This is a genomic window from Gemmatimonas sp. (genome assembly GCF_044376735.1).
Lineage (GTDB): Bacteria > Gemmatimonadota > Gemmatimonadetes > Gemmatimonadales > Gemmatimonadaceae > Gemmatimonas.
The window spans coordinates 1-8,871 of the sequence record NZ_JBILKJ010000113.1 but is presented as its reverse complement, the minus strand read 5'-3'; the positions used below and the strand labels follow the sequence as shown (position 1 = coordinate 8,871).

Here is an 8,871-nt window from a genome sequence, read left to right as displayed (position 1 = left end):
AGGTCGATGGAGCCCGTGAGATAGCCGCGGAACTGATCGTCGCGCAGCCGTCGCAGCATCGGCGCGTACTCGCGCGCGTGGGCCGAGCCGTGCGTCTCGAGCGCGCTCGCCACCGCGGACGTCGAGAAGTCGCGCACGGGCATGGAGAAGCGCCACTCGCGCAGTGTGGCTTCCTGCGGCACCACGCTCAGCGCGAAGCCCGCGTCGGGAATCGCGGCGTGACGCACCGTGTCGATCATCTCGCGAATGTGCGTCGGTGTCCACCGGCCGTCGCGTGGCACCGCCACGCCAAATGCGCGAAGGGCTTCCCGTACGTCCGTGTCGGTGGTCGCCGTGGGCTTCGTGAAATCGGTGTGCTCGAACAGGCCGTGCAGCACGTTGCCGATGTCCGCCCCGGCTGGCACGCCGCGGAAGCCGGCCACGTGCGTTGCCGTGCGACGCACCTCCTCGGGGTGCAGGATGTCGTCGACATCGCGGCTGTCCACGTGCGACACGTTGCGCGTGAGCATGGTGAAGCTGCTGCTGCGCCAGACGGCCAGCTGACCCGGCGCCGTCGTGAACGTGAGCGGTGCGCGGCGCTCGGGCGGCGCTCCCGGGGCCGGAGGCGACGACGGCGGCGCCTGCAGGACCACGTCGGCGATACCCATGGTGCCAGCGCTGGCGGCGATCAGCGTATCGATCGGCGCGCGCTCCACCGTGTCACGGCTTCCCTGAATGAGCCATCCGAGCGGCGACGCCGCGGCGGCGGAGAAGTTGCCCCATGTCACGTAGCAACGGGACTCGGCGCGCGTCAGCGCCACGTACGTGAGACGCAGATCTTCGCCGAGCTGTTCGAGCTGCTTCTGTTTACTGCGCTGTTCCTGCAGGGGCGAACCGATATCGAGCACCATGCCGTCGTCGAGCGGCGTGAGCGAGTACGGCACCTCGAGCGCCTTCGGTGCGAACGATTTGGTGCGCCAGAGCGTGGGGCAGAACACCACGGGCCACTGGAGTCCTTTGGCCTTGTGAATGGTGAGGATCTGCACGGCGTCGGCATCGCTTTCCAGCCGCATCTCGCGACGTTCGGGCGTTATGGCGGAGCCACGTTCACTCGCCACCCAGCCTAGCACTGCATCGGGCGTGAGCGCCGAGACCGCGTCGGCCTCCTGCAGAATCTCGAGGACATGCCGCACGTTGGTGACACGCCGCTCGCCATCGCGCAGCGACAGCAGTCGCGCCGTGGCACCGCACTCGTTCATCAACCACGCCAGCGCCGTGGCGCCACCATGTCGCAGCCACATCGTTCGCGCCCGAACCAGCCGATCGAGCACGCCGTCCAGTGCCCCGTTCCCGTCGTTGCGCAGGGTGTCGGCCACCGCCACCGCGTCGCATCCCCAGAGGCGCGTGGCCATGGCCGACCGCACCGCCGCCCCGTCACGCGGCGCGGCGATCGCTTCAGCCAACCGCACGAGTTCACCGGCTTCGTCACTGGCCAGCACATCCTGATTGGCACCCACGACACACGGAATGCCCGCCGCGTCGAGCGACATTTTGACTTCCTGTGCCTCGGCGTTGGTGCGCACCAACACCGCCGCCTGCCCCGCGCCGAGGCCATTGGCCATCAGGCGCTGCATTTCCACGGTGACCGCCTGGACAGCAAACGTGGTGCCCTGCTCCTTCGCAATGCCGCTCTTGGAGGTGTTGTACGCCGAGCCCACCCACATCCACTCCAACGCCTTCCGGCCGTCACCCGTGAGGGCCTCAGGCACGCGCACCTGATTGGCCGCCATGACCTCGGGCACGCCGATCAGCTCGGGGCTGCAGGCGAACGGCTCGGGGTTGTTGTGGAACAGCTGCGTGACGCCACGCACCATCGCATCGGTGCTGCGGAAGTTCGTGAGCAACGTGTAGCGTCGTTCGATGTTCGCAGCAGCCTTGAGATAGGCGTGCACATCGGCGTTCCGGAACGCGAAGATGGATTGCTTCGGATCGCCGATCAGGAACAGCGGACAGCCACTGAATGCGGTCGAGAAGATCGGAAACTGGGTGGGATCGGTGTCCTGGAACTCGTCGATCAATGCCACGCGGAAGCGCTCGCGGATCCGCGTGGCCAGCAGCCCCCCCGGTCCTTCGGCCACCAGAATGTCGTGCAAGCGGCGCAGGAGATCGTCGAAGCCCATGAGATGACGCGCCTGCTTCTCCTGCTCGAAGGCCTTCGACACCGTGAGCACAAAGTCCTTGAGCAGCTCGGGGGCGAACTCGGGCGCCGCGTCGATCGTGGTACGCGGATGCCGCAGGTACGGCCGCACCAGATTCTTGATCCACGCGGTCGGATCGTCCCCGTCGTCGGAAATCCGCGCAGCGGCCTCCGGCACATGCAGTACGCGACGACGTATCCAGTCCTGCGTGAGACGCTGCAGAATGTCGGTGTCGTCTTGCAGGAACGTGCCGCCGAAGTGCACGCGACTTTCCAGCGCGCTCTCGGAGAGTACCCGATGACAGAAGCCGTGAATGGTGGACACGCCGAGCTCGTCGAGCGCACCGAGGGCGGCACGTACGATGGGCGCAGCGGCGCTGCCGTGCCGCTCTCGCAGCACGAACAGATCGTCATTCCCCGCATCGCGCGGCGGCGGCGCGTCCGACCAGACGCGATCGGCCTCGCGCAACACGGCACGAATGCGACCGATCAGTTCCTGCGTGGCCTTTTCGGTGAACGTGACCACGAGAATCTGTCCGAGATGCTCCACCTTCCGTTCGAGGAGCAGCCGCAGCACGAGTCGGGTGATCGCGAACGTCTTGCCAGTACCGGCACTGGCTTCCACGAGCGTGATGCCGGGCTCCAGCGCCACACCGAGCGCACTGAAGGGCATCATAGGCCGGCCCCCGCCACCATCTGCGGCGACCACGATGCCTCGAACAGCCTTATGGTAAGGCTCTCGAACATGTCGCGCTGTGTGTCAAACGCCAGTGTATCGCGGAAGCACAGCTGCACGTAGGGATCAGCTTCGTCGCCGGGGGCGCCGAAGTCGTTTCCCGTGAACGCGGCGGCGGCCTTCTTGATGGGGAGTTGCGGCTGGGCCCTCGACTTCGGGTTGAGCGCGATCTTGGCGTTGTGCACCATCGACGCCCGATAGGCCTCGGCTGCATTCGGGAAGAAGGGCAGAGGGGCGCGACGCGCATCATGCATGGCACTGATCCAGCCATCCAGCACGTCGGTGGCGTTCGGCACTTCGATCATCGACTCGACGATCGCCTTCTCCTTCCTGCTGTCGGGATACGTGAGCACCGTGGTACCGGGCACCTCCGCCCCCTGCTGCTTCGCCGCGCACATCACGACGTGCTCCACCCACGCCACGATTCGGTGGCGTGCCGACACGCTCCCGGTGCGCACGACATAGCGGGCGTGCTCGATCACGCCCTCCACCGCGCCGGTGATACGCCAGTCGGTGCCGAGAACCATGAGCGCCGCGCTGGTGCGGGTACCTTCGGGCAACGCGTCAATGACCGATCTCGCTTCGTTTTCCAGGCGCGTGAACCACGACGCGCCGAGGGCGCCGGGCGGAAGCTTGCCCGTTGCCACCATCTGACGCTGCATCCACTCGGCATCGCGACGGCCACTCATTACCGCGCGCAGCATATCGGCGCGCACACCGCCCTGCTTCAGCTTGTTGAGCCAGTGCAACTCACTGTCCGGGCTGTCGGTCGCACCGGTGTCGGGGAGACGCAGTCGTAACGCCTGCTCGCAGAACCACTGCGACGGATTGCTCCAGAAGCCGGTCAGGGTGCGCAGCGCAATCTCGGCCACGTCGTCGTTTACGAGATCGGGCACCGTGTCCACGAAGAACGGGTAGCCCTCGGCCGCCGCCGGGCCCGACGCCCTGTCCGGCAGCGGCGAGAAGGTGATCAGCCGCGGATCAGCGGCGCTGACATACCGATCGCTGAACGCCTGCAGCGGATGACGCAGCACGAGATCGGCCCGTGCGCTGCCGTTGGTGCGTCGATCGAGATGGTCGAGCAACTCATCGACGACGATGGACGGCGCCCGCGCCGCGTTGTCGCGGGGATCGTTTCCGCTGTAGGTGAGCACCACGCGCGATTCGGCGGCCATCAGCAGATCGAGAAAGAGCTGCCGGTCGTCGTCGCGCAGATTGCGATCGCCGTCGCGTGCTTCGCATGACAGCAGGTCGAACGCCGGGCGGCGGTCGCGCCGCGGGAACGCCGCATCGTCGAGGCCAGCCACCGCGATCACCTTGAAGGGTACGCTGCGCATGGGCTTGAGCGCGGCCACCGTGACGCGGCCACTGAGAAACCCCGAGCCGAAGCTGTCATCGGCGAGTTCCTGCTCCAGCCAGTCGCGCACCACGCTGAACGGCACGAGCGCGGTGTATCCCGCCTGCTCGGCCGTGGAGGACAGCGCCTGCAAAACCGCACGCACGGTGTTCAGCCCCTCGCGCTCGGCGGCGCTGGTGGGCTGCACGATGTGGTCGAGGAACTCCGACAGGGCAGCCGTCCACTCGGCGATCGACCGCGACGGCCGCCACGACTGCAGCGTGCCCGCAAGCGTATCGATCCAGTGCGAGAGCGCGGCCAGCGCCGCGGCGTCGCCAACGGTGTCGCCGGCCTGCGGCAGCACGCCCAGCACCATGTCCGGCACGGCGCCAGCCATCTGCCCCAGCAGCAGCCGATCGAGACCGGTGCGCCAGGTGGGCATGTCGGTCGCCGGCAGCGCGAGACGCACGAGGGCCTCGTCGTCGTAGCCCCAGCGCACGTTGGCCTCGCGCGTGATCTGCGCAAGATACTCCACTTGGCCCTGATCGAGGCCGGCTGCGGTGTATATCGCCGGCTGTTCCAGCACGCCGAACACTTCGGAATGCGTGAGACGTCCGCCCTCGAGCGAAAGGAGCCGCAGCATGGCGGTGGCCACCGAGTCGTCGCGACGTCGGCGATCGGCCACGGTAAACGGCAGGCTCACCGATCCGTCGTTCGCACCGAACACCGACTGCACGAGGGGCGCCCAGTCGCTGATGTCCGGTACGAGTAGCAGGACATCGTGCGGCTTGAGCGTGGGGTCGCTCACGAATGCGTGGCCGATCTGATCACGAATGATCTCGAGCTCGCGCCGCTTCCCGTGTGCCGCGTGTACGCACAGCGAGGTATCGTCGGCCGCGAGAGTGAGGGCACTCAGGCCATCGGCACCACGAGCGCCCGTACCCGCCAATTCCTCCTGCAGCCGCGCGAGCAGCGTGTCCGCGCCGTTGGCCGACTGGTCGTGCCGCGCCACGATCGTCGCGCCCTGCGCCACCAGCAGTCGCTGCAGCACCTGCCCCTGACTGCCGAACGCCGTTGCCAGCGGATGCGGCGCCGCTGTTGAAGTCGTACGATCCGGCAACAGGGCGGCGTACACCGTGACCTCGGTGTGCCGCGCGATTGCCGCGAGCAGCTCGATGATCCGAGGCGGCAGCGAGCTCACCCCGAACACGGTTACCCGTGACGGCAGCGACAATGTACCCGGCTTGGCTTCGTGGACGTGCGCCAGTAGTCGCGTGAGCCGGCGAGCCCCATGCTCCGCGCCGTCTCGACACAGTTCGCGCCACAGCGCTGCCTGCCAGCGCTCGTGCGGCGAGTCAAGCGGGTGCTGGCCGCGCTCCCACGCCTCGAGCAGATCGTGCCGGAACAGCTGGTAGTCGTCGAACCGCGCGGCCACCTGCGCGGCGAGCCCGAAGCGCATCCGGTCATCACCATCGCCAAGATAGCGAGACAACGCCGCATACTGCGGGTCACCCGGCTTCACGTCGCGCAGCAGGGCATCCACCCGCCAGGTCATCGACTCGCGCGAAAACGGATCGACGTCGCCCTCCGACATCCCCACCGAGGCGGCCAGCGCGCGTACGAAGCGCGCCGGAAACGGCAGCTGCACCGAACCCGCACACCCCAGCGCATCGGCCATCGCGAGTGTGAGCCACTGCCGCATGCCCTGGCTCTGCACCACGATGATTTCCACATCACGCGGCGGAAGCGGAGCCGCTTGCAGTCGCGCGATCAGATGATCGCGCAGCACGCCCAATCGAGGGGCGATATACACATTCATACTTGGGATTCTAACGTGTAAAGCGCCCGTCGACGTCCTGGAGTCATGCGGAGAGGCGCATGACTCCAGGATAGTCGCAGGGTCTGACAATGCCGTACCGACCTGCCGACGTTACTTCGAGCCCGCCTTGGTGGCCGGTGCGATCGGACGGTTCGTGACCACTGGGCCGTCCCGCTTGGTCGGATACGTCTCGGCCAGCGTGTTGCCGTCGTACAGGCGGCCGTTCTTCATGACGAACTTGATCTTGTTCGTGTTCCGCAGGTCGGCCAGGGGATCGGCGTCGAGCACCACGAGGTCGGCCAGTTTACCCACCTCGATCGAACCTACGTCACCTTGCAGGCCGATCGCCTGCGCGCCCATCGCCGTGGCCGTGCGCAGCGCTTCCATGGACGTCATCCCGCCAGACGCCATGGCCCACAGCTCCCAGTGATAGCCGAGGCCCTGCAGCTGGCCGTGACTGCCAATGCCGAGCCGACCACCGGCACGGAGAATCTTCGTGGCTTCGGTGGCCAGCTGCGGGAAGATGTACTCCTCGTCGCGGAACCAGCCGCCAGCCGTGCCACCGCCGGGCATCGACGCCATGCGACGACGCGTCTTGAGCGCCAGCTCCTCGTAGGCCGTGAAGCGCTGGAGCTTCGCATCGCCGTACGGATTCTCCTTCGTGTAGAAGTAGTTCTCGCCCCACGGGCCACCGTAGTTCACCAGCAGCGTAGGCGTGTAGGTGCGCTTCGACCACGCCATGAAGCTGGTCACGTCGAAACCCAGCGGTACGATGCCCATCGAGTGCTCGAGGCCGGGATAACCATCGATCGTCTCGCTGAGATTGAGCTTCACATCGAGCGAGCCTTCCGTCGTCGGCATCAGCTGCTGTTCGCGCGCAGCCTTGATGATCCACTGCCGCGTCTGACGCACACCGGCCACGTACATCTTGATGGTCTTGGTGTCGTAGTAGCTGCTGTAGCGCTTGAGGATGCTGCGCGCGTGCTCCTGATCGCGAATGAGATCGCGCTCAAAGATGCCTGGGCCGGTAGAGAAGATGCGGGGCCCGATGATTTGTCCGGCATCGACCATGTCCTGATACGTCAGGACGTCGGTGGTGGCTGTCTGCGGGTCACGCGTGGTGGTCACGCCATACGCGAGATTCGCCAGATACGCCCACGGCTGCGTTTCGTGAATCGTCCCACGCTCGGCGCGCAGGTGGGCATGCGTATCGACGAAGCCGGGAATCACGGTGGCGCCAGCCAGGTCCATCTCGGTGGCGCCGGCCGGGACGGTCACGGTGCCCATGGCGCCCACGGCGGTGATGCGATTGTTGGTGATCACGAGATCGCCACGCGCAATGACTTCGTCACCCTTCATGGTGATCATGCGCGCATTGCGCAGCACCACCGTTCCGCGCGGAATGTCGCGGGCGGCCTGCACCAGCACGCGCTTCTCGGCGGGCTCGTACGGGCGCGGGCGCAGACTGTCGGCCATGGTGGAGTCGCGGCGCGAGGCGGCGATGGCGGCGTCGCGCGCCGCGGCCGAGTCGAGATCGTACACGACATGCGCGTTCCCGATCGACCAGTGCACGCGCCGACCGGTGCTGTTCCACGCCGGGAACTGGCCACCGATGTCGGTGAGCCGCTTGACCGGCACCGCGGCGGTGTTCGGGTCGGCTACACTTACCGACGGCTGCGTGCCGCGCGGCGGTACCACCACCGTGTAGAAATCCTGATTGATCTGCGCCAGCGCCACGTCGCCGCTGGGCGACATGAGCGTGAGCGTCGCCGACGGGCCCGGCGTGTTGGGTTCCTCGGCGTCGCGCTGCAACATCAGCTCGGACGGATTCACGTCATGATCGTCGACGTTGCCGCCGCCCGACGGACCGGTCACCCGCAGATGCCGCTGTTCGTCGCTGCCGTCCCAGCGAATCGACACGAGGCCGTTGGTGCTCGACGAGAGGTAGATGCGCGACGTGTCCTTGGCGAAGTGCGGCACGCTGCGCCCCGCGGCGCGCGCAATCACGGTGGGCTCACTGCCGCCCAGCGCCGTGGGCGTGGCGGGATACCACACGATGTTCGTGGGCGCGGTGACACCGGTCTGATCGCGACGCCCCTGCGCCGCCGTCTGCGTGAGCACGATGCGCGTGCCGTTGGGCGACCACACCGGCTGCCGCAGCGTGCCCACGACCTTGCTGAGCAACACCGGCGCCACGGCGCGCGGCGACACGGCCGCCTTGTACAAGCGACCGCCGTCGTTGGCCCAGGTGACCCACGCCAGCGACTTGCCATCGGGCGACCAGGCCGGCTCCGATTCGATGCTGGTCAGCGTGGACACGCGGCGCGGCGTACCGCCGGGATAGTCCATCACGTACAACTTCTCGAGCGCGATGAAAGCGAGCTGTTTGCCATCCGGACTCGGCACGGCGTCGCGGATCTGCCGCACCGTGAACTGCGCGCTGTCGGAGATGGGATACTTGAATGCCAGCTCCGGTCCGCCTTCGATGGTGGCCTGCACACGGAACGGAATCTCCGTCTGTCCACTGCCGTCGATGGCCACGCGCCAGATCTTGTTGGCGTAGCTCGCGACCAGCTCCTTCGAATCGGGAGTGAAGCTCATGCCGGGGAGCGCATCCAGCGGCGCGCGCGATTCCATCTCGTCGCGCTGTGTGGGATAGGCCAGCCAGCGCTCGTCGCCGGTGGCGAGTTCCCGCACCCGCAGCCCCGTCTTGTCTTCGTAGCGTGACCCGTACACGAGCCACTTGCCGTCAGGGCTGAGCGTAGGGCGTACGGCCGACCCGTAACGCGACGACTGAACGTCGC

3 protein-coding genes are annotated in these 8,871 nt (G+C 67.1%); all 3 read right to left on the bottom strand.

Annotated elements, in window-relative coordinates; all coding sequences use genetic code 11:
- Positions 1-2,852: UvrD-helicase domain-containing protein (locus ACIRA7_RS12740; RefSeq protein ID WP_396221223.1), on the bottom strand; the 2,852-nt coding region annotated here is incomplete at its 3' end.
- Complete coding sequence (locus ACIRA7_RS12735; protein WP_396221222.1) at positions 2,849-6,067, bottom strand: exodeoxyribonuclease V subunit gamma; 3,219 nt, start codon at positions 6,065-6,067, stop codon at positions 2,849-2,851. The genes ACIRA7_RS12740 and ACIRA7_RS12735, both read right to left, overlap by 4 nt.
- 111 nt (positions 6,068-6,178) lie before the next feature.
- Positions 6,179-8,871 (bottom strand): amidohydrolase family protein (locus ACIRA7_RS12730; RefSeq protein ID WP_396221221.1); only part of this gene is annotated, 2,693 nt, incomplete at its 5' end.

What these genes read in the sequence shown, in the direction of transcription:
- ACIRA7_RS12735 (WP_396221222.1), bottom strand. Translation starts at nt 6,067, where the DNA reads ATGAATGTGTATATCGCCCCTCGATTGGGCGTGCTGCGCGATCATCTG.